The sequence below is a fragment of the Pseudomonas sp. MWU16-30317 genome, from assembly GCF_020515695.1.
Taxonomy (GTDB): Bacteria; Pseudomonadota; Gammaproteobacteria; order Pseudomonadales; family Pseudomonadaceae; genus Aquipseudomonas.
The window spans coordinates 35,052-61,925 of record NZ_JAIWJA010000003.1 but is presented as its reverse complement, the minus strand read 5'-3'; the positions used below and the strand labels follow the sequence as shown (position 1 = coordinate 61,925).

General features: G+C 62.2%; 22 protein-coding genes. 12 read left to right on the top strand and 10 right to left on the bottom strand.

What is annotated here, in order from left to right:
- Positions 1–35 precede the first annotated feature (35 nt).
- The 6 genes from prlC to LIX93_RS09360 all read left to right on the top strand — a co-directional run bounded on the left by prlC (position 36) and on the right by LIX93_RS09360 (position 8,455).
- Positions 36–2,087, top strand: coding sequence for an oligopeptidase A (gene prlC / locus LIX93_RS09385; protein WP_226503764.1), 2,052 nt, complete (start codon positions 36–38; stop codon positions 2,085–2,087).
- Positions 2,084–2,347, top strand: coding sequence for a YheV family putative zinc ribbon protein (locus LIX93_RS09380; protein WP_226503763.1), 264 nt, complete (start codon positions 2,084–2,086; stop codon positions 2,345–2,347). The genes prlC and LIX93_RS09380 overlap by 4 nt, the downstream gene beginning before the upstream one ends.
- A gap of 118 nt (positions 2,348–2,465) precedes the next feature.
- On the top strand, positions 2,466–4,499 hold the full coding sequence (locus tag LIX93_RS09375; RefSeq protein WP_226503762.1) for a M3 family metallopeptidase: 2,034 nt from the start codon (positions 2,466–2,468) through the stop codon (positions 4,497–4,499).
- A 126-nt stretch (positions 4,500–4,625) separates the two neighbouring features.
- Positions 4,626–5,684, top strand: coding sequence for a PA0069 family radical SAM protein (locus LIX93_RS09370; RefSeq protein ID WP_226503761.1), 1,059 nt, complete (start codon positions 4,626–4,628; stop codon positions 5,682–5,684).
- A gap of 268 nt (positions 5,685–5,952) precedes the next feature.
- Complete coding sequence (locus LIX93_RS09365) at positions 5,953–6,681, top strand: carbonic anhydrase (protein ID WP_226503760.1); 729 nt, start codon at positions 5,953–5,955, stop codon at positions 6,679–6,681.
- A gap of 253 nt (positions 6,682–6,934) precedes the next feature.
- On the top strand, positions 6,935–8,455 hold the full coding sequence (locus LIX93_RS09360) for a SulP family inorganic anion transporter (RefSeq protein WP_226503759.1): 1,521 nt from the start codon (positions 6,935–6,937) through the stop codon (positions 8,453–8,455).
- Between the two features lie 58 nt (positions 8,456–8,513).
- Here LIX93_RS09360 and LIX93_RS09355 read toward each other — a convergent pair whose 3' ends face one another.
- The gene (locus LIX93_RS09355; protein WP_226503758.1) at positions 8,514–9,155 is read right to left on the bottom strand and encodes a hypothetical protein; all 642 of its coding nucleotides are present in this window, start codon (positions 9,153–9,155) and stop codon (positions 8,514–8,516) included.
- A 298-nt stretch (positions 9,156–9,453) separates the two neighbouring features.
- On the opposite strand from LIX93_RS09355, the gene LIX93_RS09350 reads away from it, so the two are divergent.
- Positions 9,454–10,086 (top strand): SCO family protein, encoded by a 633-nt coding sequence (locus tag LIX93_RS09350; RefSeq protein ID WP_226503757.1) that lies wholly within the window; start codon positions 9,454–9,456, stop codon positions 10,084–10,086.
- A 124-nt stretch (positions 10,087–10,210) separates the two neighbouring features.
- Here the strand turns inward: LIX93_RS09350 and LIX93_RS09345 are convergent, their stop codons facing one another.
- The 3 genes from LIX93_RS09345 to LIX93_RS09335 form a co-directional block, all read right to left on the bottom strand.
- Positions 10,211–10,984 (bottom strand): MetQ/NlpA family ABC transporter substrate-binding protein, encoded by a 774-nt coding sequence (locus LIX93_RS09345; RefSeq protein WP_226503756.1) that lies wholly within the window; start codon positions 10,982–10,984, stop codon positions 10,211–10,213.
- 143 nt (positions 10,985–11,127) lie between these two features.
- Entirely contained in the window at positions 11,128–11,799 is a 672-nt protein-coding gene (locus tag LIX93_RS09340; RefSeq protein ID WP_226503755.1) for a methionine ABC transporter permease, read from the bottom strand.
- Positions 11,799–12,806 carry a methionine ABC transporter ATP-binding protein gene (locus tag LIX93_RS09335; protein WP_226503754.1) on the bottom strand — a complete coding sequence of 336 codons (1,008 nt, stop codon included), beginning with the start codon at positions 12,804–12,806 and terminating at the stop codon, positions 11,799–11,801. The genes LIX93_RS09340 and LIX93_RS09335 overlap by 1 nt, the downstream gene beginning before the upstream one ends.
- Positions 12,807–13,047: 241 nt before the next feature.
- On the opposite strand from LIX93_RS09335, the gene katE reads away from it, so the two are divergent.
- The gene (gene katE / locus LIX93_RS09330; protein ID WP_260524735.1) at positions 13,048–15,201 is read left to right on the top strand and encodes a catalase HPII; all 2,154 of its coding nucleotides are present in this window, start codon (positions 13,048–13,050) and stop codon (positions 15,199–15,201) included.
- 188 nt (positions 15,202–15,389) lie between these two features.
- Here katE and LIX93_RS09325 read toward each other — a convergent pair whose 3' ends face one another.
- The 4 genes from LIX93_RS09325 to zur all read right to left on the bottom strand — a co-directional run bounded on the left by LIX93_RS09325 (position 15,390) and on the right by zur (position 18,278).
- The gene (locus tag LIX93_RS09325) at positions 15,390–16,100 is read right to left on the bottom strand and encodes a PA5502 family lipoprotein (RefSeq protein ID WP_226503752.1); all 711 of its coding nucleotides are present in this window, start codon (positions 16,098–16,100) and stop codon (positions 15,390–15,392) included.
- Between the two features lie 120 nt (positions 16,101–16,220).
- A complete protein-coding gene (gene znuB, locus LIX93_RS09320) occupies positions 16,221–17,006 on the bottom strand; it encodes a zinc ABC transporter permease subunit ZnuB (RefSeq protein ID WP_226503751.1) in 786 nt (261 codons plus the stop codon).
- The gene (znuC, locus tag LIX93_RS09315) at positions 16,999–17,796 is read right to left on the bottom strand and encodes a zinc ABC transporter ATP-binding protein ZnuC (RefSeq protein ID WP_226503750.1); all 798 of its coding nucleotides are present in this window, start codon (positions 17,794–17,796) and stop codon (positions 16,999–17,001) included. Before znuC ends, znuB begins: the two co-directional genes overlap by 8 nt.
- Positions 17,796–18,278, bottom strand: a complete 483-nt coding sequence (gene zur, locus LIX93_RS09310) for a zinc uptake transcriptional repressor Zur (protein WP_226503749.1) — start codon at positions 18,276–18,278, stop codon at positions 17,796–17,798. The genes znuC and zur overlap by 1 nt, the downstream gene beginning before the upstream one ends.
- Before the next feature lie 59 nt (positions 18,279–18,337).
- On the opposite strand from zur, the gene LIX93_RS09305 reads away from it, so the two are divergent.
- On the top strand, positions 18,338–19,276 hold the full coding sequence (locus LIX93_RS09305; protein ID WP_226503748.1) for a zinc ABC transporter substrate-binding protein: 939 nt from the start codon (positions 18,338–18,340) through the stop codon (positions 19,274–19,276).
- Positions 19,277–19,379: 103 nt separating this feature from the next.
- On the opposite strand, the gene LIX93_RS09300 is transcribed toward LIX93_RS09305, so the two are convergent.
- Positions 19,380–20,330 carry a homoserine kinase gene (locus LIX93_RS09300; protein WP_226503747.1) on the bottom strand — a complete coding sequence of 317 codons (951 nt, stop codon included), beginning with the start codon at positions 20,328–20,330 and terminating at the stop codon, positions 19,380–19,382.
- A 217-nt stretch (positions 20,331–20,547) separates the two neighbouring features.
- Here LIX93_RS09300 and polA point away from each other — a divergent pair, with 217 nt between their 5' ends.
- From polA to LIX93_RS09285, 3 genes are all read left to right on the top strand, one after another.
- Positions 20,548–23,313: a DNA polymerase I gene (polA, locus tag LIX93_RS09295; protein WP_226503746.1), complete on the top strand. Its 2,766-nt coding sequence runs from the start codon at positions 20,548–20,550 to the stop codon at positions 23,311–23,313.
- 380 nt (positions 23,314–23,693) lie between these two features.
- Complete coding sequence (locus LIX93_RS09290) at positions 23,694–25,292, top strand: argininosuccinate lyase (RefSeq protein WP_226503745.1); 1,599 nt, start codon at positions 23,694–23,696, stop codon at positions 25,290–25,292.
- Positions 25,293–25,299: 7 nt separating this feature from the next.
- Positions 25,300–26,205: a LysR family transcriptional regulator gene (locus tag LIX93_RS09285; RefSeq protein WP_226503744.1), complete on the top strand. Its 906-nt coding sequence runs from the start codon at positions 25,300–25,302 to the stop codon at positions 26,203–26,205.
- A gap of 3 nt (positions 26,206–26,208) precedes the next feature.
- On the opposite strand, the gene yihA is transcribed toward LIX93_RS09285, so the two are convergent.
- Entirely contained in the window at positions 26,209–26,844 is a 636-nt protein-coding gene (gene yihA, locus LIX93_RS09280) for a ribosome biogenesis GTP-binding protein YihA/YsxC (protein WP_226503743.1), read from the bottom strand.
- Between the last annotated feature and the right edge of the window lie 30 nt (positions 26,845–26,874).

Sequence of the window (26,874 nt, the reverse complement as noted above, 5' to 3'; positions counted from 1 at the left end):
GTCCCAGTGTTTCTTCTCAGCCAAGGTGTTTAATCGTGAGCGCGAACAATCCGCTTCTGCAGTCCTACGACCTGCCACCGTTCTCTGCGATCCGTCCAGAGCACGTGCAACCAGCGATTGAACAGATCCTGGCCGACAACCGCAAAGCCATCGCCGAGCTGCTGGCCAACCAGGGCAGCCAACCGACCTGGGCCGGCCTGGTGCTGGCCATGGACGAACTCAACGACCGTTTGGGTGCCGCCTGGAGCCCGGTCAGCCACCTCAATGCCGTGTGCAACAGCCCTGAACTGCGCCAGGCCTACGAAGGCTGCCTGCCCGCACTGAGCGCCTACTCCACCGAGATGGGCCAGAATCGCCAGCTGTTCCAGGCCTTCGAAGCACTGGCCAATGGCCCTGAAGCGGCGGGCTTCGACATCGCCCAGAAAACCATCCTCGAGCATTCGCTGCGCGATTTCCGCCTGTCGGGCATCGATCTGCCGCCTGAGCAGCAGAAGCGCTATGCCGAAGTGCAGAGTACCCTCTCGGAGCTGGGCAGCAAATTCTCCAACCAGTTGCTGGACGCCACTCAGGCCTGGACCAAGCACGTCACTGACGAGGCCAAGCTCGCCGGCCTGACCGACTCGGCCAAGGCGCAAATGGCCGCGGCGGCCAAGGCCAAGGACCTCGACGGCTGGCTGATCAACCTCGAGTTCCCCAGCTACTACGCGGTGATGACCTACGCCCATGACCGCGCACTGCGTGAAGAGGTCTACGCGGCCTACTGCACCCGCGCCTCGGACCAGGGCCCGAATGCCGGCCAGAACGACAACGGCCCGGTCATGGAGCAGATCCTCGACCTGCGCCAGGAGCTGGCCAGCCTGCTGGGCTACGCCAACTTCGCCGAACTGAGCCTGGCCACCAAGATGGCCGAGTCCAGCGATCAGGTGCTGAGCTTCCTGCGCGATCTGGCCAAGCGCAGCAAGCCGTTCGCTGCGCAGGACCTGCAACAGCTGCGGGCCTATGCCGCCGAGCAGGGCTGCGCCGATCTGCAAAGCTGGGACAGCGGCTTCTACGGCGAAAAACTGCGCGAGCAGCGCTACAGCGTGTCGCAGGATGCCTTGCGTGCGTACTTCCCGATCGACAAGGTGCTCGGCGGTCTGTTCTCTATCGTGCAACGCTTGTACGGCATCGAGATTGCCGAGCAAAAAGGCTTCGACACCTGGCACCCGGACGTACGTCTGTTCGAGATCAAGGAAAACGGCCAGCACGTCGGGCGCTTCTTCTTCGACCTGTATGCCCGCGCCAACAAGCGTGGCGGGGCCTGGATGGACGGCGCCCGCGATCGTCGCCGCACCCTGGACGGCGTGTTGCAGAGTCCGGTGGCCAATCTGGTGTGCAACTTCACCCCCGCCGATGCCGGCAAGCCCGCGCTGCTGACCCACGATGAAGTCACCACGCTGTTCCACGAATTCGGCCATGGCCTGCATCACCTGCTGACCCGCGTCGAGCATGCTGGGGTATCCGGCATCAACGGCGTGGCCTGGGATGCGGTCGAGCTGCCGAGCCAGTTCATGGAAAACTGGTGCTGGGAGCCCGAGGGCCTGGCGCTGATCTCTGGTCACTACGAGACCGGCGAAGCCTTGCCCCAGGACCTGCTGGAAAAAATGCTCGCCGCCAAGAACTTCCAGTCCGGCTTGATGATGGTCCGCCAACTGGAGTTCTCGCTGTTCGACTTCGAGATGCACGCCACCCACGGCGATGGTCGCAGCGTGGCGCAAGTGCTGGAAGGTATTCGCGACGAAGTCTCGGTCATGCGTCCACCGGCCTACAACCGCTTCCCGAACAGCTTCGCGCACATCTTCGCCGGCGGTTACGCGGCGGGTTACTACAGCTACAAATGGGCTGAAGTGCTGTCGGCAGATGCGTTCTCCAAGTTCGAGGAAGAAGGCGTGCTCAACGAGCAGACAGGGCGTGCCTTCCGTGAAGCCATCCTGGCCCGCGGCGGTTCTCAGGCGCCGATGGTGCTGTTCGTCGACTTCCGCGGTCGCGAGCCTTCCATCGATGCGTTGCTGCGCCATAGCGGCTTGAGCGAGGACGCGGCGGCATGATCACCAAGAAGCGCTTTATCGCCGGGGCAGTGTGCCCGGCGTGCAGCGAGCCGGACAAACTGATGATGTGGAGCGTCGATGACGTTCCTCACCGGGAATGTGTGGCCTGTGGCTATGCCGACACCCTCAACGAGCAAGGCAACTCGGTGCCGAGCGAACTGGGGACGCGGGTCAACAAGCCGGCGCCGAAGGTGGCCAATCCGAAAGTCCAGGTCGTGCAGTTCTTCCCGAATCCGAAGCTGAAAAAACCCGCTGAGTGATACCCTGAAAACGGCAGCCTTGGGCTGCCGTTTTCATTGATTCATCTGCGGTATATGGCCAATACCGATCACCCCTTGCGCGTCCCCATTCTGGTGCCCCACTCGAATGGACACGAACATGAACGACAACCCGCTGCTCAGCTCTCACGCCCTTCCCCCTTTCAGTCGGATCCGTGCCGAACAGGTCGGCCCGGCGATCCAGCAACTGCTCAAGCGCAACCTCGAACAGCTCTCGCATATCCTCATCGAACAACAGGTCGAGCCCACCTGGGAAGGCCTGATGCAGCCTTTGGAAGATATGGACCAGCGCTTGCTGGCGCTGATCATGCCCCTTGCCCGGCTGGCCGACGAAGCCGATCAGGGTGCACTGGCTGAGGCTTATGAGTCTGGCATGAGGCAGGTCATCCTCTATCAAACCGCGCTGCGGCAGAACGCCAGCCTGTTTGGCCTGCTGCAAAAACTGCAGCAGAGCCCTGCTGCTGCCGGGTATTCCCCTGAGCGTCACTATGCCCTGACCTATTGGCTCAGGGACGCTAGGTTGTCCGGTATCGGCTACGAGCAGCAGGTGCGCTACCGCATGCAGGGCTTGCAGCTGGAGCTCAACACGCTGTTCCAACGTTTTGGCCAAAATGCCCAGGCAGCTCACGAGGCCTGGTTCAAGGATTTCAGCGATGAAACAGACCTGGCCGGGCTCACCGCCGTTCAGCGCCAGGCCCTCGCCGACGAAGCATCGCAGCAGGGTGCTGCGGGTTGGCGCCTGACACTCGGCACACCCTTGGTCAGGGACGTGCTGTCCCATGCTCACAGCCGTGCGTTGCGCGAAGAAGTCTATCTGGCGTATTACTCCCAGGCCTCGGACCAGAGCCCGTCGGTGGGCGCCCCGGACAACGGCCCGGTCATCGAGCGCATTCTTGCCGCGCGGCTCGAACTGGCCAATCTGCTGGGGCATGAAAGCTACGCCCAGCGAGCGATGGCCACCCGCATGTTCGATACGCCGCGAGACGTCGAGCGCTTGTTACTGGCCTTGCTGGCCGAAATTCGGCCGGCGGCCCAGGCGGAGCTAGAGCAACTGCGCGATTTGGCCGAGCACGCCGGCGCCCCGGAACTGCAAGCCTGGGACATCGATTACTATCAGGAGCTGTATCGTCGGGCGCACTTTGGCGTGTCCGAAACGGCGGTCCGTGACTACTTCGCTGTACCGACAGTCCTGCAAGGGCTGGCTTCTCTGGTACAGCAACTGTTCGATGTAAGAATGGGCGAAGTAGAGGATGCCGATACCTGGCATAGCGATGTCAGGGTTTTCGAGTTGCAGGCCGGTGACGCAACGCTGGGTTACGTCTACTTCGATCTCTACCCGCGCGTTGGCAAGTCGCCGGGTATCTGGATGCAAGGCTTGCGCGACCGGCATCGATTCGCCGATGGCAGCCTGCAACTGCCTTTGGCGCACCTGAGCTGCGACTTCATCAAGCCCGGCGATGACGACGCGCGGCTGAGCCTGATTCAGTTGGTGAACCTGCTGCACGAGTTTGGCCATGCGCTGCATCATGTGCTGACCCAGGTCGACCATGGCAGCGTTGCAGGCATCAAGGGTGTGGCCGAGGATGCAGTCGAGTTCCCCAGCAGCTTGTTCGAGTTATGGGCGCAGGAGCCATCGAGCGTTGCGCTGATGTCGGCACACAGGCTGACCGGCGAGCCGATTGCCGAAGAATTTCTGGGCCGCGTGCTGGCCTCGCGACGCGCGTTCCAGGCCACGCAGATGTTGCAGCAGATCGAGTTCTCGCTGCTGGACCTGCGTCTGCACATGCAGCCACGCGAGCCGGTGCTGATGCCGGTGCTGGACAGTGTGGCCGCCGCGGTGCAGGTGCTACCCGTGCCAGCGGCCGTGCGTTATGCCCACTCATTTATTCATCTGTTCGGCACTGAAGACTATGCCTCGGGTTATTACACCTATGTGTGGTCACAGGTGCTTGCGGCTGAAACATTCGCGCGTTTTCGGCGCGAAGGGGTGATGTCGGCGCAGGTTGGCGAGCAACTGCGCGAGTTGATTCTGAGCAAAGGCGGGACACTGCCGATTGGCCAACTGCTGGAGCGGTTCACTGGTCGGCGGCCGGGGATCGAGGCGTTATTGGTCAATATGGGGCTGGCAGGCTGACACCCGGCGGCCCTCGGTAAGGCCGAGGGCCGTGCGGTTAAAGCGTTAGCCGTTTTTCCGCTGGCTGGCGCCTTGTCGATGGCAGACCTTCGCTATACTGTATGCCTGTACAGTCTGGAGCGCCCTATGTCATCCTTTCTCCCTCCCCGCGGGCGCGGCACCGCGAGCAATCCTCACAACCGCTTCGCGCCTAACCGCTCCGTGGCCGAGGACGACGGCTGGCACCAGGAGGCGCCGGTCACGCAGGGCACCGAGGTGATGTTCGAGACCGCCAAGACCATCATCACCCGCAACCAGTCCCCGGACCTGCCCTTCGACCGCTCCATCAATCCCTACCGCGGCTGCGAGCATGGCTGTATCTATTGCTACGCCAGGCCCAGCCACGCCTATTGGGACATGTCCCCGGGTCTGGATTTCGAGACCCGCCTGATCGCCAAGACCAACGCCGCCGACTTGCTCGAACAGCAATTGAGCAAGCGCGGGTATGTGTGCGCGCCCATCAACCTGGGCTCCAACACCGACCCTTATCAGCCGATCGAGCGCGAGCAACGCCTGACCCGGCAACTGCTTGAAGTGCTGCTGCGCTATCGGCATCCGGTGACCATTGTCACCAAGGGCTCGTTGATTTTGCGCGATCTCGACCTGCTCAAGCAGCTGGCCGAGCAGCGGCTGGTGTCGGTGATGATCAGCCTGACCACGCTGGACGACGAGCTCAAACGCATTCTCGAACCCCGCGCAGCGGCCCCCAAGGCGCGTCTGCGGGCCATACGCGTAATGCGTGAAGCCGGTATCCCGGTGGGGGTGCTGTGTTCGCCGATGATTCCGATGATCAACGATATGGAGTTGGAGCACCTGCTGGCCGAGGCCCACGCGGCCGGCGCGGTGAGTGCCAACTACATGATGCTGAGGCTGCCGTTGGAGGTGGCGCCGCTGTTCGAGGAGTGGCTGCATGCCCATTACCCGCAGCGCGCCGAACACGTATTGAGTCTGATCCGCCAAAGTCGCGGCGGCGAGCTTTACGACAGCCGCTTTGGCAGCCGGATGCGCGGCGAGGGCGTGTTCGCGCAATTGCTGGCCCAGCGTTTCGCCAAAGCGATCAAGCGTTTCGGCCTGGAGCGCCGCGAGGGCTATCGGCTGGACTGCACGGCGTTCTGCCCGCCGGGGCAGCAAATGTCACTGCTCTGATGTCCAGCCCCACCTGTAGCGAGGAGGCTTGCCTTCAAAAATGGTGTGCAATAGCCAGTATCCAATGGGTAAAGATTTAGGACGTGTCTGATTGCAATCTTTAAAATGTTGAATATCTCTTATTCAGGTTCAATTAAGTTTGACCCGGTAGTTTCACTAGCGAACGACCCGTAGGGTCCCAGATTCCCGCATTACCAGGTTGGGTGTAGCATCAGGTTCGGTATTTCACCTGTTAACCCTATGGCCCGACCGTCAGAGAGGATGAAGTATGCCCGACCGCGACCATGACAAGGTTCCAGCCCCCCACAGCCACGAAGGTTGCGAGAGCGCCGATGAGGCCCTTCGGCACATCGTCGATGGCTTTCTGCATTTCCATCACGAAGTGTTCCCGGAGCAGCAAGAGCTGTTCAAGAAGCTGGCCACGGCGCAGGCGCCGCGTGCGATGTTCATCACCTGTGCCGACTCGCGCATCGTTCCCGAACTCATCACCCAAAGCTCGCCCGGCGATCTGTTCGTCACCCGCAACGTGGGTAACGTCGTGCCGCCCTACGGGCAAATGAACGGCGGCGTGTCGACGGCGCTGGAATACGCCATCCTCGCCTTGGGCGTGCAGCACGTGATCGTCTGCGGTCACTCGGACTGCGGCGCCATGCGCGCAGTGCTCAACCCCCAGAGCCTCGACAAGATGCCCACCGTCAAGGCCTGGCTGCGGCATGCCGAGGTGGCGCGGATCGTGGTCGAGGACAACTGCAACTGCACCACCGAAGCCGAAAGCATGCAGGTGCTGACCGAAGAGAACATCATCTGCCAGCTGCAACACTTGCGAACACACCCGTCGGTGGCCTCGCGCATGGCCAGCGGCCAGCTGTTTATCCATGGCTGGGTCTACAGCATCGAAACCAGTGAAATCAAGGCGTATGACGCCGAACAGGATCGTTTCATCCCCTTGGACAGAAACCATCCAATCCCCTGCGCAACGCCCAAAGGTCGCTTCTGACCGACGTTGCATGACATGTAGTTGATGGGCCCTTGAACGGCTGCGCCTGCGTGCGCGGCCCGCTTCGTTGTCGGTGTAGAAAGTCGATACCCATAACAACAAAAACAGATCTGTTGACTGGGCAATGGTGTTGCCGGGCGATTGCCAATCGTTGCCGGCCGCTTTCGCCCAGCGGCGTTTGCGTCGCCGCGAACGCCGCCCTTCGCCACTGACACCGACCGACGGCCCTGCAGGACTTTTCAGGAGAACGGTCATGAATATGGCGCAAATGAAAGCGGCTTTGCCCCGGGAATTGCTGGCTTCGGTGGTGGTGTTCCTGGTGGCGCTGCCGTTGTGCATGGGCATCGCTATCGCATCCGGGATGCCTCCGGCCAAGGGCCTGATTACCGGGATCATCGGCGGTGTGGTGGTGGGCTTCCTCGCGGGGTCGCCGCTGCAAGTGAGCGGTCCGGCAGCAGGCCTGGCGGTGTTGGTGTTCGAGCTGGTGCGCCAGCACGGTATGGCCATGCTCGGGCCGATCCTGTTGCTGGCGGGGTTCCTGCAGCTGCTGGCGGGGCGCTTCAAGCTGGGGTGCTGGTTCCGCGTCACTGCCCCGGCAGTGGTGTATGGCATGCTCGCGGGCATCGGCGTGTTGATCGTGCTGTCGCAAGTGCATGTGATGTTCGACAGCGCACCCAAGCCCTCCGGGCTCGACAACTTGCTGGGCTTCCCCGCGACCTTGGCGCAGGCGATGCCGGTGATGGGCGGCAGCCTGGGTTGGCAGGCCGGTTTATTGGGGCTTTTGACCATCGCCATCATGTGGTGCTGGGAGCATTACCGGCCGCAATCGTTGCGCTTTGTCCCAGGTGCGTTATTGGGTGTCGGCGCGGCTACCGGGATCAGTCTGGCGCTGGCGTTGTCGGTCAAACGCGTCGAAGTGCCCGCCAATCTCGCCGAGGCTATCGACTGGCTGCGCCCGGCCGACTTGCTCAACCTGGCCGATCCGACGTTGTTGATCGCCGCCTTTGCGGTGGCCTTTATCGCCAGTGCCGAGACCCTGCTGTCGGCCGCGGCGGTGGACCGCATGCACAGCGGTGTGCGTTCGGACTTCGATCGCGAATTGTCGGCCCAAGGTGTGGGCAACATGCTCTGCGGGCTGCTGGGTGCGTTGCCGATGACCGGAGTGATCGTGCGCAGCTCGGCGAACGTTCAGGCCGGGGCCCGCACGCGGATGTCGGCGATCTTGCATGGGGTGTGGCTGCTGGCGTTCGTGGTGATCCTGTCCAGCGTGCTGCAAAGCATTCCGGTCGCCAGCCTGGCGGGCGTTTTGGTGTATACCGGCTTCAAGCTGGTGGACCTCAAGGCGTTGCGTGGTCTGGGCCGTTACGGGCGGATCCCGATGCTCACCTATGGCGTGACCGCGCTGGCGATCATCTTTACCGACTTGCTGACCGGCGTGTTGCTGGGCTTCGCCCTGACGCTGCTGCGCCTTGCATTGAAGGCCGCGCGGCTGAAGATCAGCGTGATCGAGACCGGGCCCAAGCAGGTGGAATTGCGCCTGATCGGGGCCGCGACCTTTCTCAAGGTGCCGGCCCTGACCCGGGCGCTTGAAGGTATTGCGCCGGGCACTACGGTGCAGGTGCCGATGGGCTACCTGAGCTACATCGACCACTCCTGCCTGGAACTGCTGGAGGACTGGGGCCGGGCCAACAAGGCCAATGGTTCGCGGATGGAGATTGAAAGCCGTGGGCTGAAGCGGCGGATCGAGGGGCAATTACGGACCAGTGCCGGCTAGAGCAGCGAGTCGCACCTGCGGGAGTGGGCTTTGCCCGCAGGTATATGCACCGTCTGCCTTACTGCTCCAGCGACAGCCCGACGCTCAGCTGGCGTGACATGCACGGCCATTGCTTCCAGGCCGAGCCTGTGTCCGGGCTGGTAAGTTTATCGCGGTAGGCCTCGACCTTTTCCACCTCAAAGCTCTCATCATTGAGCATGTTGTCCACCGAGTGGTGCACTACTTCGTCCAGCTCATTGCCGAAGGCTTCGCCGATCAGTTGATGCACGATCAGGCTGGCTACCGTGGTATCCAGCGGAATCAGCGGCTGGCCGAGGTGTTTGATGTACAGATCGTTGACCTCCTCGACCAGCCGATGGGCCAGATAGGCTTCATCCAGCAGGCAATCCAGGCCCTCATGACCATCCAGTGCCGAGGGCGGGCTGGTGAAGTATTCCTCGGCGATCTTCAGCACCGGTTTGATCTGCGACTCGATACCGGCTTTGCGCGCGACCTCGTTGGCAGCGTCCAGCAGGTCGGGCACCTGCTCGATGTAAGCGCTCACAAAGCGGACTAAAACACCTGCGGCGTCACTGTCGGGCAGATGAATGGCCCGATGCAGATGAGGCAGTTGTTCCTTGAGCTGCTGAGCCAGGCGGCCGCTTTTGGCTTCGTGCTGGTGGGCACTTTTGATCTGCTCGCGCAATGCGGCGGTGTTCATGAACGCTCCGGTTACTGAATAGGCGATAAACGCGACGAAAGTCCTACGATAGCTGGGTTATGACGACTGCTCAGACGCATTTGTCATAATTATTTTCCACGCGTGATAAATGCGTTATATCGAAAGGCCATCATTGCTGTGCAAATTGTACTGAAGCCCGCTCGGTATTGCGCTTCCTGCGTGCCTGTCGGGTGTTGTACCGTAGCGGACTGTCGCGCGTGGCGACCCGGGCCAGCATCAATGGCTTGCTGCTACGGCTCATCGCGTTGCCCCAAGATCACCCCGTTGCGTTGAATGTATGACTCGAACCCAAAAGACCGTTTTCGCGCTGTTCGTCGTGGTGGCGTTGATCCTTGGCGTGGCCGTCAAGACCGTGCTCGACCAGCGTAAAACCAGCTTCTCGCCCGAGCAGATCGATGCCGGGATCATCCTGCTGCCCCAGAGCCGGGCGATCCCGGCATTGCAGATGACCGATCAGGACGGCCAGCCCGTCAGCCTCGATCAGCTGAAGGGCAAATGGTCTGTGCTGTTCTTCGGCTACACCTTTTGCCCGGATATCTGCCCGACCACCTTGGCACAGCTGCGGCAGATCAAGGCCGAGTTGCCGAAGACCACCGTCGCGCGCATGCAGGTGATTTTGGTCAGCGTCGATCCGCAGCGCGATACGCCGGCCAAGCTCAAGGAGTATCTGGGGTATTTCGACAAGGATTTCCGCGGCTTCAATGCCACCGTGTCGGTGCTGGAGTCATTCGCCAAGGCGGTAAGCATGCCCTACGTGCAGCCGGACACCAGCAAGCCGAACTACACGGTGAGCCACAGCGGCAATCTGGCGCTGCTCGGGCCGGATGGCACCCAGCGCGGGTTTATCCGCGCACCGTTCAGCACGCCGAAGCTGGTGGCGCAGTTGCCTGCGGTATTCAAGGGCGATTGAATGTGTGACTGTGCTGGCCCCTTCGCGGGCAAGCCTTGCTCCCACAGTGCAAGTAGTGCCAGCGCCGTACACCTGTGGGAGCAAGGCTTGCCCGCGAAGGGGCCGGCAAGCCTGGCACCAATAATCAGAACGCCGGAACCACAGCGCCTTTGTACTTATCTTCGATGAATTTCTTCACCTCGGGGCTGTGCAGCGCCGCAGCCAGTTTCTGCATGGCGGGCGAATCCTTGTTGTCCGGGCGGGCCACGAGGATGTTCACGTACGGCGAGCCCGGGCCTTCGATCATCAGCGCATCCTTGGTCGGATCCAGTTTGGCCGCCAGCGCATAGTTGGTGTTGATCAGCGCCAGGTCGACCTGGGTCAGCACGCGCGGCAGGGTGGCTGCTTCCAACTCACGAATCTTCAGGTCCTTGGGATTGGCGGTGATGTCCTTGACCGTCGAGAGGATATTGGTCGGCTCCTTCAGGGTGATCAGCTTGGCACCCTGCAGTAACAACAGCGCACGACCGCCGTTGGTGGCGTCGTTGGGAATGACGACCTGGGCGCCCCCAGGGATTTCGTCCAGTGTCTTGTACTTGGTCGAATAGATGCCCAGCGGCTCCAGATGCACGCCAACGACGGCAACCAGATCGGTCCCGCGGGCCTTGTTGAACTCGTCAAGGTACGGTTGGTGCTGGAAGAAGTTGGCATCCATCTGCTTTTGCGCCACTTGCACGTTCGGTTGCACGTAGTCGCTGAACACTTTGACGTTCAGGTCCACGCCTTCCTTGGCCAGTTGTGGCTTGATGAATTCGAGGATCTCGGCGTGCGGCACGGCGGTGGCGGCGACAGTGAGGGTGTCGTTGGCGTGCACGGCAAAAGAGGCCAGGGCGGCAGCGATGGCCAGTAGTTTTTTCATAGGGCTTACTCCTTGTGTAATTCGGTTAGTGCGCGATAGACCCATGTGGGAGCGAGCGTCGCAAGCGAAGGCCGCGACGCGGTGTCTGGTCGGGCCTGTTCGCGAGCAGAGCCCGCTCGCACAAGGTGGCAGCCTCGTACGCGCTACTTGCGGGAAAAGTGCACCACCAGCCTGTCGCCGATCGATTGCAGTACCTGCACCATGATGATCAGGATGATCACGGTCACGTACATCACGTTGTCCTGGAAACGCTGGTAGCCGAAGCGGATGGCCAGGTCGCCCAGGCCGCCGGCGCCGACCACACCCGCCATTGCGGTATAGGAGACGAGCGTGATGGCGGTGACGGTCACAGCCGCGAAGATCCCCGGCAGCGCTTCGGGCAGCAGCGCGCGCATGATGATCTGCCGGGGCGTGGCGCCCATGGCCTGGGTCGCCTCGATGATGCCGCGGTCGACCTCGCGCAGCGCGGTCTCCACCAGCCGCGCGAAAAACGGCGTGCAGCCGATCACCAGCGGTGGAATCGCGCCCATCACCCCCAGTGAGGTGCCGACCAGGAACATGGTGGTCGGGATCAGCACGATCAGCAGGATGATGAACGGCAGCGAACGCAGTACGTTGACCGCGAACGCCAGGGCGGCATAGAGGCCCTTGTGCTCGAACAGTTGGCGCGGGCCGAAGACGAACAGCAGCACGCCCAGCGGCAAGCCCAGCACCACGGTGAACAGCAGCGAGGCGCCGAGCATCGTCAGGGTGTCGAGGGTGGCTTGGCCGATGTCGAGCCAGTCGACGTCGGCAAAATAATTCAACAAGTCCATCAGCGCAGTACCTCCATATGGACATCCGCCTCGGTGAAGCGCGCGAACGCGGCGTCCATGTCACCCCCCGTGATGGCCAGGGTCAACTGGCCGTAGGGGGCGTCCTTGATGCGGTCGATGCGGCCGGCGAGGATGCTGTAATCAACGCCGGTCTCGCGCGCGACCGTGCCCAGCAACGGCGCATAGGTCGACTCGCCCTGGAAGGTCAGGCGCACGATGCGCCCCGGCACATGGGCGAAATCGTCGTGCTGCTCGTTTTCGTCGACATTTTCGCTCTCCTGCACGAAGCGCTTGGTGGTTGGGTGCTGCGGATGCAGGAACACTTTGGCCACCGGGCCTTGTTCGACGATCACCCCGGCGTCCATCACCGCGACCTGATCGCAGACCCGGCGGATCACGTCCATTTCATGGGTGATCAGCACGATGGTCAGGTTCAGCTCGCGATTGATCTCGGCCAGCAGCTTGAGCACCGAGGCGGTGGTCTGCGGATCGAGGGCACTGGTGGCTTCGTCGCAGAGCAAAATTTTCGGCTCGGTCGCCAAGGCGCGGGCGATGCCGACGCGCTGCTTCTGGCCGCCGGACAACTGCGCAGGATATTTTTTCGCATGGTCCTGCAAACCGACGCGGGCCAGCAGTTCAGCGACGCGCTGGTCGATCTGCTTGCGCGAGAGCTCGCCGGCCAGGCTCAAGGGCAAGGCGACGTTATCGGCCACGGTCTTGGACGACAGCAGGTTGAAGTGCTGGAAGATCATGCCGACACGTTGGCGAAAGCGCCGCAGCTGGTCGGCATTGAACGCGGTCACGTCTTCACCGTCGACGATGATGGTGCCGCCGCTCGGGGTCTCGAGGCGGTTGATCAGGCGCAGCAGCGTGCTCTTGCCGGCGCCGGAGTGCCCGATCAAGCCGAACACCTGGCCCTGGGGAACGATCAGGGAGGTGGGGTGCAACGCCGGGATGTCCCTACCGGCGACGCGGTAGGTTTTATTTACCTGTTGGAACTCGATCACTTAGCGAACCTTGTGGGGCGCATGAATTAGGAGCAGCGGATAGCTGGGCGCGCATTTTAGCCTGTCTGTATAGAGTGTATTAGCATTTATTTCATGGCTATCCCTTCATATTTGGCATAAGGCGATGAGAGGTCATAAATAAAAGGAACGGACAAAATTCCTGACCGGTCATTAGTAGACACCGTGAGGGTGCCGCTGAGCGCGGCGCTTGAATGCAGAGCCCGTTGCAATGGGCCAAACCATGAGGAGTCTAGGTCAGATGACGAAAGCCAAAGCACCAGGAACCAGCCAGCTCGCGGGTACTGACACGCTGGATCGCGCCAATACCAACGAAAAGCTCGAGAGCCTCGAGAAGTTTCGCTCGGATGCCACCGAGCAAGCCTTGCGCACCAACCAGGGCGTCAAGGTCAGCGACAACCAGAACACCCTGAAAGCCGGCGCCCGCGGGCCGTCGCTGCTCGAAGACTTCATCATGCGTGAGAAAATCACCCATTTCGACCACGAGCGCATTCCCGAGCGCATTGTGCATGCCCGTGGCACGGCGGCTCATGGTTACTTCCAGGCCTACGAGTCCCACGCGGCGCTGACCAAGGCGGGCTTCCTCACCGATCCGTCCAAGATCACCCCGGTGTTCGTGCGCTTCTCTACCGTGCAGGGCCCGCGGGGCTCGGGCGATACGGTGCGCGACGTGCGTGGTTTTGCCGTCAAGTTCTATACCGATGAAGGCAATTTCGACCTGGTTGGCAACAACATGCCAGTGTTCTTCATCCAGGACGCGATCAAGTTTCCGGACTTCGTGCATGCGGTCAAACCCGAGCCGCACAACGAGATCCCTACCGGCGGTTCGGCCCACGACACCTTCTGGGACTTCGTCTCGCTGGTGCCTGAGTCCGCGCACATGGTGCTGTGGACCATGTCCGACCGTGCCATTCCCAAAAGCCTGCGCACCATTGAAGGCTTCGGCATTCATACCTTCCGGTTGATCAACGCCGAGGGCAAAGCCTCGTTCGTCAAATTCCACTGGAAGCCCAAGCAGGGCGTTTGCTCGCTGGTCTGGGACGAGGCGCAGAAACTGGCAGGCAAGGACACTGATTTCCACCGCCGCGACCTGTGGGAATCGATCGAGACAGGCGACTACCCTGAATGGGAATTCGGCGTGCAGATCGTCGCCGAAGAGGACGAGCACAAGTTCGACTTCGACCTGCTCGACCCGACCAAGATCATCCCTGAAGAGCTGGTACCGGTGACACCGCTGGGCAAGATGGTGCTCAACCGTAACCCCGATAACTACTTTGCCGAGACCGAGCAGGTCGCATTTTGCCCAGGGCATATCGTGCCGGGCATCGACTTCTCCAACGATCCGTTGCTGCAAGGCCGGTTGTTCTCCTACACCGACACGCAAATCAGCCGCCTGGGTGGGCCGAATTTCCACGAGCTGCCGATCAATCGGCCGCTGGCGCCCAACCATAACGGCCAGCGCGATGCCATGCACCGCACCACGATCGATAAAGGCCGAGCGTCTTACGAGCCCAACTCGATTGATGGCGGCTGGCCGAAGGAAACCCCTGCCGGGCCGCAGGACGGTGGCTTCGAGACGTATCCAGAGCGCGTCGATGCGCACAAGGTGCGTGAGCGCAGCGAATCGTTCGGCGATCACTTCTCCCAGGCCACGCTGTTTTTCAACAGCATGAGCACGGCCGAGCAGGAGCACATCATCGCGGCGTACAGCTTTGAGCTGGGCAAGGTCGAACGCGAGCATATCCGCGTGCGCCAAGTGAACGAGATCCTCGCCAATATCGACCTGACGCTGGCCGCCCGCGTGGCCGAGAACCTGGGACTGCCGGCGCCAAAAGCGGCGACCGTACAGACCAAACCGTCGTCGTTGAAGGCCTCGCCCGCGCTGAGCCAGGTCAACTTGCTGTCGGGCGATATCAAGACGCGAAAAGTAGCGATTCTGGTGGCGAATGGCGTCGATTCGGCGGCGATCGATGCGCTGAAGAAAGTGCTTGAAAGCGAGGGTGCCCACGCCAAGGTGCTGGGCCCGACTTCTTCGCCGGTCAAGACGGCAGATGGCAAGACATTGGCCGTGGATGCGTCGATGGAAGGTTTGCCTTCGGTGGCTTTCGATGCCGTCTGGGTGCCTGGCGGCGCGGCTTCGGTAAAAGCGCTGAGCACCGATGGGGTGGCGTTGCACTATCTGCTGGAGGCGTACAAGCACCTCAAGGCGATCGGCATCAGCCCGGACGCCAAGGTGCTGATCGATGCACTGAAGCTGGACGAGGACGCAGGGTTGCTGGTGGGGCAGGACGCCAAGACGTTCAAGGCTTTCGTCCAGGCCATCGCCCAGCATCGGGTATGGGCGCGGGAGCCTAAGGCGAAGGCAGTGCCGGCCTGATACTGCGGGGCGCAACATCGTCGGATGTTGCGCCAGCCGTGCCGCCCTTCGCGGGCAAGCCTTGCTCCCACAGCTGTGCAACTTCGCTACTGTTTGCACTGTGGGAGCAAGGCTCGCCCGCGAAGGGGTCCTGAAGCCTTGCCGCGAATCAAGACATCAGCCCCATGGGCCGATATCGCCGCGAAGCCTCAGGGCTTGCTTGGAATCAGCACCACGATCGGCCGTTGCTTGGGTTCCAGGTGACGGCCGATTTTCCATTGCAGATCAGGCGCCTGCTTGATCACGCGCTTCTTCAGCAAGCTAGCTAGCCATGGGTAATCCGCCGCTCGTGGCACCTGCAGGATCACGTTGCACTTGTAGTTGACGATATCGACCGCTAGATCGTCCAACTGGCTACGTAGCTCGTTGATATCGGCGATGTTCAACTCAATAGGTGTGAAAGCAGCAGTCGGATCCAGCAGTTTTGCCGGCGGGCGCGCCTCGGCGGCTTTCACTGCGGCTTCAGCCTGATCCAGCTCTGCCTTGCGGGCATGGGCGATGGCACCGTTGACGCCACTGGTAAGCGCGGGCGCGGTCGGCATCAGGGCGCGGGCCCTGGCCAAGGCACTGGCGGCAGCGTTGACATCGCCTTTTTGCAATACCACCTGACTGCGCTGCAGATACGCCTCCGCCAACTGACGCTGGTAGTTCACCAAGCGCTCGTCGGTCGGATTCTGTTTTTGCAGGGCGGTGAGTTGGTCTTCAGCGGTCGCCAGCTCGTTGCTGGTGATATTTTGCGACAGCTGCTGGTACGCCTCGGGTTCGGGCGGCGGCGCAGTATCGGCCGGCTTGGTCTGACAAGCAGCCAACGTCAGCGAAAATAGAACAAGGAGCAGATAACGGGAGGCGTACGGCTTCATTCCTGCGACTCTCTGTTTGCGCAAAAAACGAGCAAGTCTACACCCAAGAGGGCCTTGGAGAAAACCACGCGTGATCTACTCGTTACCTGTGGGAGTGGGCAGAGTTCGCTCCCACAAGGATCAAGTGCGCTTGGGCAAGGCAAAGCTGAACAGGAACAGCACCGCCGCGGCGACGACGATGGACGGCCCGGCTGGGGTGTCCTTGAACCACGACATCGCCAGCCCGCTGCACACCGCCACCACGCCCAGCACGCTGGCGCCCACGGCCATCTGTTCCGGGGAGCGAGCGTGACGCTGCGCCGCCGCGGCGGGAATGATCAGCAGCGAGGTAATCAACAGTACGCCGACGATCTTCATCGCCACCGCAATGACGATGGCGATCAGCAGCATCAGCGCCATCCGCAGGGTCGCTACCGGCAAGCCCTCGACCTTGGCCAGTTCTTCGTGCACGGTCATCGCCAGCAGCGGCCGCCAGAGTATCGCCAACAGCACCAGTACCGCTGCACTGCCACCGAGAATCCAGCCCAGATCAACGGGGCTGATGGCTAGCAGGTCGCCGAATAGATACCCCATCAGATCGATGCGCACGTTGTGCATGAAACTCAGTACGACCAAACCAAGAGACAACGTACTCGGCGCCAGAATACCCAACAGCGTGTCCGACGCCAGGGGTTGGCGTTGCTGCAGGGTCACCAGCAGGATGGCCAGCAACAGGCAACCCACCGTCACCGCCAGTGCCGGGCTGACATCCAGCACGAACCCCAGGGCCACGCCCAGCAGCGCTGCGTGAGACAACGTGTCGCCGAAATAGGCCATGCGCCGCCAAACCACGAACGACCCCAACGGCCCCGCGACGATCGCCAGCGCCAGGCCGGCGAGCAAGGCATACAACAGAAAATCAGCCATGCTTGCAGCCGTCTCCATGAACGTGGACATGAGCCTGGGGCAGCGCTTCGCCGCCCTCACCCACCACGGCGCCGTGCAGGTCGTGGGCGTGGTCGTGATGGTGGTGGTAGATCGCCAGATTGGCGGCATTCTGGCCGAACAGCGCGACGAAGGCCGGATCGCCGCTGACTTGTTCCGGATGCCCGGAACAGCACACGTGACGGTTCAGGCAGACCACCTGGTCGGTGGTGCTCATCACCAGGTGCAAGTCGTGGGAGACCATCAGCACGCCGCAGCCGTGGCGCTCGCGCAGACGGGTGATCAGGCTGTACAGCTCCAGTTGACCGTTGACATCGACGCCCTGCACCGGCTCGTCGAGCACCAGCAGTTCAGGCTCGCGCAGCAATGCTCGGGCGAGCAGCACGCGCTGCATCTCGCCGCCGGAGATGGTCTGCACGGGGCTGTCGATGACCTGCATGGCACCGACCTCTTCCAGCGCGGCCAGGGCGCGCTTGCGATCGACCCCCGGCACCAGGCGCAGAAAACGCAGTACCGACAGCGGCAGGGTAGCGTCCACTTGCAGTTTTTGCGGCATGTAGCCAATGCGCAGGCGCGGTTTGCGCCAGACGCTGCCGTTGTCCGGCTTGAGCAGCCCGAGCACGGCGCGCACCAGGGTGGTCTTGCCGGCGCCATTGGGACCGATCAGGGTGACGATCTCGCCGGCGTTGACGCTGAGCTGAACGTTGTCCAGTACGGCCTGACCGGCGAAATTGACCGTGACCTGATCGAGGCTGATCAACGCAGTGCTCATCAGGCCCCCACGCAGGCCGAACATATCCCGACCACTTCGACCGTTTGCCCTTCGGCACGAAAGCCTACGTTTTTGGCGCCGAGGGTGATGGCTTCGCTGATGCTCGCCTGTTCCAGCTCGATGGCGATGTGGCATTCGCGGCAGATCAGGAATTGCCCTTGGTGCGCATGCTCGGGGTGGTTACAGCCCATGAAGGCGTTGAGCGAGGCGATGCGGTGCACCAGATTGTTGTCGAGCAGAAAATCCAGCGCGCGGTACACCGTAGGCGGCGCGGCGCGGCGACCGTCCTGCTCGCTGAGCACAGCGAGGATGTCATAGGCACCCAGTGGCTTGTGGCTTTGCCAGACCAGCTCCAGCACGCGGCGGCGCAGTGCGGTCAGGCGCTGGCCGCTCTTGGCGCACAGGGCATCGGCCTCCGTGAGCGCGGTGTGCACGCAGTGGGAGTGATCGTGGGGGCGACTGGCCAGGGGAGTTTTTGACATGGGGGCAGCGACGGCTTTTGAGAGAGACGTTATTATGTTACCTGTTCTCGCCTCTTCGAGTGGTCACTGTGTCCCGATTTTTTGCAGTTTTTGTCGCTTTTTTGATCAGCTGCGGCGTTTTTGCCAGTGCCCAGGCTGCCGATCAGGGGCCGGTGAAGGTCTTGACCAGCATCAAACCGCTGCAGCTCATCGCCGCTGCCGTGCAGGACGGGGTCGGTACGCCGGACGTACTGCTGCCGCCGGGTGCTTCCCCTCATCATTACGCCTTGCGCCCGTCGGATGTGCGGCGGTTGGGTGATGCCGATCTGTTCTACTGGATCGGCCCGCAAATGGAGAACTTCCTCGAGCGGCCGTTGCAGGGGCGAAGCAAACCGACCGTCGCCGTGGCCACTGTGCCGGGCCTCAAGCTGCGCCATTTCGTTGCAGACAGCGGTTCTCACGAAGACGCCGACGAGCATGACCACGACCACCAGCCTGGTTCGCTCGACGAGCATCTGTGGCTGTCGACCGTCAACGCGCGGGTGATCGCTGCCAGCATGGCCGCGGACTTGAGCAAGGCCGATCCGGCCAATGCGGCGCGCTACCAGGCCAACGCCAAGGCATTCGCGACGCGGCTGGATGCCGTGGATGCCAAGCTCAAGGCGCAAGTGGCGCCGATTGCCGGCAAGCCGTTCTTCGTGTTCCACGAGGCGTTCGATTATTTCGAGGATGCTTACGGGCTCAAGCACGCCGGGGTGTTCACCGTGGCCGCCGAGGTGCAGCCGGGTGCCCAGCACGTCGCTGCCATGCGCGCGCAGTTGCAGGCGGTGGGCAAGACCTGCGTGTTCAGCGAACCACCGATGCGCCCACGGCTGGCCGAGACGCTGACGGCAGGATTGCCAGTCAAGCTGGCCGAGCTGGATGCGCTGGGAGGATTCAACGAGGCGACTGCCAATGGCTATGAACAGCTGCTGAGCGAGCTGGGGGATGATTTGGTGGGGTGCCTGAACAGTCTCTAGCGTCTGTACGGGCCCTTCGCGGGCAAGCCTTGATCCCACAGGGCGGGCCAAGAACCTTGCGCTTTTGGGCGCGAGGCTTGCCCGCTACAAGGCCTGCGGATAATCACAAAGCAAACGGCAACACCACCCCAACCTTCCGCCGCTGCGCCAATCGAACCTCGAAATCCTTCGGATCATGGATCATCACGTCCATTCCCGCGAACGACTCTGCAGCAATCTGCCGAGACACCCAGAACCGCACGCACGCCACCCGCAACATTACTGGCCACAGCTGCGCTTCTGCCGCGGTGAACGGCCGCAGCGCCGCATAAGCGCCCAGCATCGCCCGTGCCCGTGGCGCATCGATCTGCCCGTCGCCGGTAGAACACCAGTCGTTGAGCGTGATTGCCAGGTCGTACAGCATCGGCCCGGAACAGGCGTTATAGAAATCGATCACGCCTGTGAGGTGAGTGCCTTCGAACATTACGTTGTCGCGGAACAGATCGCCATGCAGGTTGGCCCGCGGCAGGTCGAGTATCCCCTGCTTGTGTGTGCGGATCTCCTCCAGCGCCGAGTTCAGCAGCGCCGCCGAGCCGGCTTCGAGACGTTGCACCATCGCGGCGCCCTCTTCGAGCATCCAATCCAGCCCGCGATCGGTCTTGCGCTCCAGCACCGCCGGCCGCGTGGCCAGGTGGATATGGCCGAGCAGCTCGCCCACCTGCACGCAATGTTGATTGTTGGGCGTGGAAATATGCTTGCCGTCGAGGCGCGGCTGCAGCAACGCCGGCTTGCCCGCCAGTTCGCGCAGGGCCACGCCGTCGGTGGTACGCAGTGCGTAAGGCACCTGGATGTCGGCTTCATGGAGCACGTCGAGCAATTCGATAAAGAACGGCAAGTCCTGCACCGGGCCCCGTTCCACCAGGGTCAGGACGAACTCGCCTTGCTCCATGCTGATGAAGAAATTGCTGTTTTCCGTCCCGGCGGCAATGCCCTGGAAGTCGCGCAGGCGACCCAGGCCGTAGGGGGCGAGAAATTGTTCCAGCTGGGGCCGCGTCAGCGGAGTAAACACAGACATGTCGAAAGTTGCCCATCTTGGCGTGCCGCTGCGGGCCGCCCGGTTGAAATTGGCGCCAGGCGCCCCTTGGGTAAAAAACCCGCTGATGCTACCAGCGCGCCACGCACATGGACATGTCGGCCGGGCAGTTTGCGCTGCCCAGTGATAACCTTGTGGCTTTGTCGTCAATGATCCGGCCATTCTAGCGCCAGACCCGTCGAAAAGGTTGATTCTGCTCATGAGCAAAGCCCCCCTCGTCCTGGTGGACGGTTCCTCTTACCTGTACCGCGCCTTCCATGCGCTGCCACCCCTCGCTACGTCCAAGGGCATGCCGACCGGTGCGGTCAAGGGCGTGCTGAACATGCTCAAGAGCCTGCGCCGGCAATATCCGGACAGCCCCTTTGCAGTGGTGTTCGACGCCAAGGGCGGGACCTTCCGTGACGACCTGTACGCCGAATACAAGGCCAACCGCCCGAGCATGCCCGACGACCTGCGCGTGCAGGTCGAGCCGCTGCACGCGTCGGTTCGCGCCTTGGGCTATCCGCTGTTGTGCGTCGACAATGTCGAAGCCGATGATGTGATCGGCACCCTGGCCCGCAGCAGCGCCGCCAGCGACCGCCCGGTAATCATCTCCACCGGCGACAAGGACATGGCACAGCTGGTCGACGGCCATATTACGCTGGTCAACACCATGACCGGCAGTGTCCTTGACATCCCTGGCGTCAAAGAGAAGTTCGGTGTCGGTCCCGAGCACATCATCGACTTCCTCGCGCTGATGGGCGACAAGGTCGACAACATTCCAGGCGTGCCCGGTGTCGGTGAAAAGACTGCTCAGGGCTTGCTGGTGGGTATCGGCGGCGGCCTGGCCGAGCTCTACGCCAACCTCGACAAGGTCGCGGCGTTGCCTATTCGAGGCGCCAAGAATCTCTCCGCCAAGCTCGAAGAGCATCGCGAGATGGCGTTCTTGTCCTACGAATTGGCGACCATCAAGATCGACGTGCCGCTGGATATCGAAGTCGATGCGCTGATGTGCACCGAGCCGGATCGCGAAGCCCTCCTGGCGCTGTACAGCGAGTTGGAATTCCGCAGCTGGGTCGACGAGATCCAGCGCGACGCCAAGCGCGCCGGCACCGAAATCGCCACGCCGAGCGAACCTGAGCTGGTAGTCGAGAGCCGCTACGAGACTATTCTCGACCAGGCCCGCTTCGACGTCTGGCTGGAGAAGCTCAAGGCCGCCAAACTGTTCGCCTTCGACACCGAAACCACCGGCCTGGATGCCCAGAAGGCGCAACTGGTCGGCCTGTCGTTTGCCGTCGAGCCTCACGAGGCCGCATACATTCCCTTGACCCATTCGTACATGGGCGTGCCCGAGCAACTGGACCGCGACACCGTGCTTCGGGCCCTCAAGCCGCTGCTCGAAGACCCGACCAAGCTCAAGGTCGGCCAGCACGCCAAGTACGACATGAACATCCTCGCCAACTGCGCCATCGGTGGAGATATCAGCCAGGGCATCCTGGTCCAGGGCGTGGCCTACGACACCATGCTCGAGTCCTACGTGCTGGACTCCACCGCGACCCGCCACGACATGGACAGCCTGGCCTACAAGTACCTCAATCACACCAACATCGCTTTCCAGGACATCGCCGGCAAGGGCGCCAAGCAGCTGACGTTCGACCAGATCGCCCTGGAACAGGCCGGCCCCTACGCCGCCGAAGACGCCGATATCACTCTGCGCCTGCACTTGCACTTGCAGGAAAAACTCGCCGCGACCCCTAGCCTCAAGCCGGTGCTTGAAGACATCGAAATGCCGCTGGTGCCGGTGCTGGCCAAGATCGAGCGCCAGGGCGCGCTGGTGGATGCCAAGCTGCTGGGCGTGCAGAGCGTCGAACTGGGCGACAAGCTGGTGGCGTTGGAGCGCGAGGCGTTCGACATCGCCGGTGAAGAGTTCAACCTTGGTTCGCCCAAGCAGCTCGGCGTGATCCTGTACGAGAAGCTCGGCATGCCGATCCTCAACAAGACCGCCAAGGGCCAGGCCTCCACCGCCGAAGCCGTGCTCGCGGAACTGGCCGAGCTGGATTTCCCGCTGCCCAAGGTGCTGATGCAGTACCGCTCGCTGAGCAAGCTGAAAAGCACCTACACCGACCGCCTGCCCGAGCAGATCAACCCGCGCACCGGGCGTATCCACACGTCCTACCACCAGGCGGTGGCGGCGACCGGGCGCTTGTCGTCCAGCGATCCGAACTTGCAGAACATCCCGATCCGTACCGCCGAAGGGCGGCGCATTCGCCAGGCGTTCGTGGCCCCGCCGGGGTACAAGCTGCTGGCGGCGGACTACTCGCAGATCGAGCTACGCATCATGGCCCACCTGGCCCGTGACGAAAGCCTGCTGCACGCCTTCCAGAACGACCTTGACGTACACCGCGCGACGGCGGCAGAAGTGTTCGGCGTCGAGCTGGCCGACGTCACCACCGATCAGCGCCGCAGCGCCAAGGCGATCAACTTCGGCTTGATCTATGGCATGAGCGCGTTTGGCCTGGCCAAGCAGATCGGTGTCGATCGCAAGCAGTCGCAAGCCTATATCGACCGCTATTTCACCCAGTATCCCGGCGTACTGGCTTATATGGAGCGCACCCGCGCCCAGGCCGCCGAGCAAGGCTTCGTCGAAACCCTGTTTGGCCGGCGGCTGTACCTGCCCGACATCAACGCCAAGAACCCGGCCCTGCGCAAAGGCGCCGAACGTACCGCGATCAACGCGCCGATGCAGGGCACGGCGGCGGATATCATCAAGCGCGCGATGGTCAAGGTCGACCAGTGGCTCGACACTTCGGGCCTGGATGCGCGGGTGATCCTGCAGGTGCACGATGAACTGGTGCTGGAAGTGCGTGACGATCTGGTCGAGCAAGTCAGCGCCCAGATCCGCCCGCACATGAGCGACGCGGCGCAGCTGGACGTGCCGCTGCTGGTGGAAGTGGGCGTCGGCCTGAACTGGGACGAGGCGCACTGACAGCGTTCAGATGAAGCCGCTGTCATGCTCGGTTCTGATTATGAAACAAGGACTTGATAGGTGCTGTTTACCAATCGGTCCGGAACTAATCGGCTTTGCCGGCACTCAGAGAACGTGAATGGCAGCGATGCCGTTCATGCTCCTATGTTGTGTTAAGTGTTGGCAGATATCCGGACCCCTTTCCCTGGGTGGTCTGGAACTTGAACCCCCGGACTTCCCCCTCCCCATACGAAGTCCAGGGGTTTTTTTTGCCTGCGATAAAGGATGTCCATATTTAAAAAGTATCAGGATCGCCTTTTTATATATTTCATATTTACAGATCACCGGCGTAGGCTTTTCGGGCTTGGACCCCTAATAAAAAGCACAATCGGAGATCCCCAATGCCTGCCACCAAGACCCTCCTGCACCTGGCCGTCGCCTTCGCCCTGAGCGCCAGTTACGCCGCCTACGCCGCCAATACCGCCGACCTGCCCTGCGCCACCACTGAGCAATGCGCCGCCCAAGCGGCAAAGATCGGCGCCACCGTCGACAAGTCCAAAGGCAAGGGTGACAAGAGCGAAAGCCAGTTCGCCTGGCTGAACCGCATCAACAAGGCCTCGTTGGTGATGCTGATCGAGCAAGGCATCGTCACCCCGCAAATGGGCCAGAAACTCGCTGGTGGTGTGCGCTACGCCATCGAGCAAGGCGACCAGCCCGATGGCAAGCGCCCGACCGATGTGCTGCAGCTCGAGCAGATCATGACCGACAAGATCGGCCCGGAGGCGTCGTTGATCCACTCCGGCCGCAGTCGTCAGGACATGCTTGCCACCTACCGGCTGGCCAAGTTGCGCTCCGACGTGCTGGCTGTCGATGAAGCGCTGAACGCTACGCGCCAGCGCATCCTCGAGCTGGCCGACAAGAACATTGACACCCTGGTGCCCGCCTATACCAACGGCGTGCAGGCGATGCCGATCACCTACGCCCACTACCTGCTGGCGTACGAAGCCTCCTTCGACCGCGATGGCCAGCGTATCCGCGAGCTGTACCAGCGCCTGAACCTCAGCCCCATGGGCACCGCAGTGCTGGCCAACTCCGCCTACCCGCTGAATCGCGAGCGCCTGGCCGAACTCTTGGGGTTCGATGGCGTGCGCGAGAACTCGCTGGATTCGAGTCAGGTCTCGACCTATGACATTCCGATCGAAGCGGCAAACATCGCGGCGTCATCGGCAATCCGCATCGGCGCGATGATCGGCGATATTCATACTCAATATCATCAGATCCGCCCCTGGTTGCTGCTGGATGAAGAAAAGACCTACACCAGCAGCGCTATGCCGCAAAAGCGTAACCCCGGTTTGCTGATGCGAGCACGCGAGACGTCATCGGATGTCGTTGGCCTGGCCCAGACCGTGACCCTGCGCGCCCATAACGTCACTACTGGCATGACCGACTACAAGTTCGCTTTCGATTCGCTGGGCGTATTCGATTCGACCAAGGACATGTTCGGCGCCATGGACGCCGTGCTCGAAGCCTTGCAGGTCAATCCCCAGCGCGCCCGCGAAGAACTCGAAAACGAGTGGACCACCTCCATGGAGCTGGCCGACACCCTGGAACGCACGCAAAAAGTACCGTTCCGCATTGGCCACAGCTTTGCATCGCTGATCGTCGAAGAGGCCCGTGACAACGGCTTCACGCCCAAGACCTTCCCCTACGATCACGCCCAGACGCTCTACGCTCAGGCCGCCGACAAATACCACTGGACGCCCAACACCCTGCCGCTCGACGAGGCCACCTTCCGCGCGTCGCTGTCGCCGCAGAACATGGTCAATACCCGCAAAGGCACTGGCGGTCCACAGCCCGAGGAGGTCAAGCGCATGCTCGCCGAAGCCCACAAGACCCTCGACGGCGACCGCCAATGGCTCAAGGAGCGCCGTGAAAAGTTGACCCAGGCCGAGAGCAATCTCGACCGCGCCTTCGGCCAGTTGCTGCCGCCCAAGGGTTGATCCACTTATGGAACTTCGCCACCTGCGTTACTTCCTCATGGTCGCTGAAGAACGCCACTTCACTCGCGCTGCGGCCCGCCTGAACATGCAGCAGCCGCCACTCAGCCAGCAGATCCGTGCGCTGGAACAGGAGTTGGGCTTTGCCTTGTTCGTGCGTCATCCCAAGGGCGTCGACCTGACCCCCGGCGGCCAGGTTTTTCTGGCCGAAGCGCGGGATATCCTCAATCGGGTAGAAGACGCCAGCCGCCACGCCGCGCTGGCGGCCGCCGGTTTCGCGGGCAGCCTCAAGGTCGGCTTTACCACATCGGCCGCCGCGCACCCGGCGATCCCATCGCTGCTGCGGGCTTACCGTGCGCAATACCCTGGGGTGAGCCTGCTGCTCAGCGAAGGCAATGCCCGGGAGTTGACCGCGGAGCTCGCAGAGCAGCGCCTCGATATCGGGTTTCTGCGCGCGCCGGTGGCACGCCCGCCGAACCTGGTGTTTCATGCGCTGTTAGAGGAAGAGATGCTGCTGGTGCTGCCGGTTGGTCACCCGTTGCTGGAGCAACAGGGGGCTGATGGCTTCAGCCTGGCGCAGCTGGCGGATGAAGCGTTTATCCTGGTGCGCCGCAATGGCGCTCCGGGGCTGTACGCCGATCTGATTCAGGCCTGTGAGAACGCTGGCTTCAGCCCGCGCATCGCGTTCGAGGTGGAGCGCATGCTGACCAATATCAATCTGGTCGCGGCGGGCGCCGGCATCTCGGTGGTGCCGGCGTCGATGCGTGGCTTTCACGGCGCGAGCGTCGTGTATTGCTCGCTAAGGGAGTCGACGCCCAAACTGATCGCGCCGATCACTCTGGTGCATGGCCGAGATGCGAGCAACCCTGTGGTATTGAATTTTGTCGATATGGCGCGGCAGGTCAAGGTGACCTAGCCGTCACGCTTCGACGACTTTGTCCGGCAGTTCCATCCAGTTGGCCAGGACCGCGTAAGCGTCTTCGAGGCCCATGCGCTTGGGCGCGGAGAACAGCTGGATGCTCACCGCATCGCCCCAGCCCTTGCGAATTTCGCTCTGCACCTTGAGCAAGGTGTTCTTGGCCGCACCGAAGGTGAGCTTGTCGGCCTTGGTCAACAGGATGTGCATGGGCATGTGGCTGGCGACCGCCCAATCGAGCATGAGAATGTCGAAGTCGGTCATCGGATGGCGAATGTCCATCATCAGGATCAAGCCCTTGAGGCTTTCGCGGCTGCCCAGATAGGCTTCCAGGTGGCGCTGCCAGTGCAGCTTGAGCGGGATCGGCACCTTGGCGTAGCCGTAACCGGGCAAGTCGACCAGCCGGCGTTGCTCGTCGAGCTGGAAAAAGTTGAGCAGTTGCGTGCGCCCTGGGGTTTTCGAGGTGCGGGCCAGGCTGGCGTGGGTCAGGGTATTCAGCGCGCTGGATTTACCCGCATTGGAGCGGCCGGCGAACGCGACCTCAAAGCCCTCGTCATCCGGGCACTGATCGACCTTGGCGGCGCTGAGGGAAAAAGTAGCCTGCTGGCACAGACCGAGGATGGGGTTCTTGACGTGCATGTGATATCCGATGAGGGCGCGGTGGGAGGC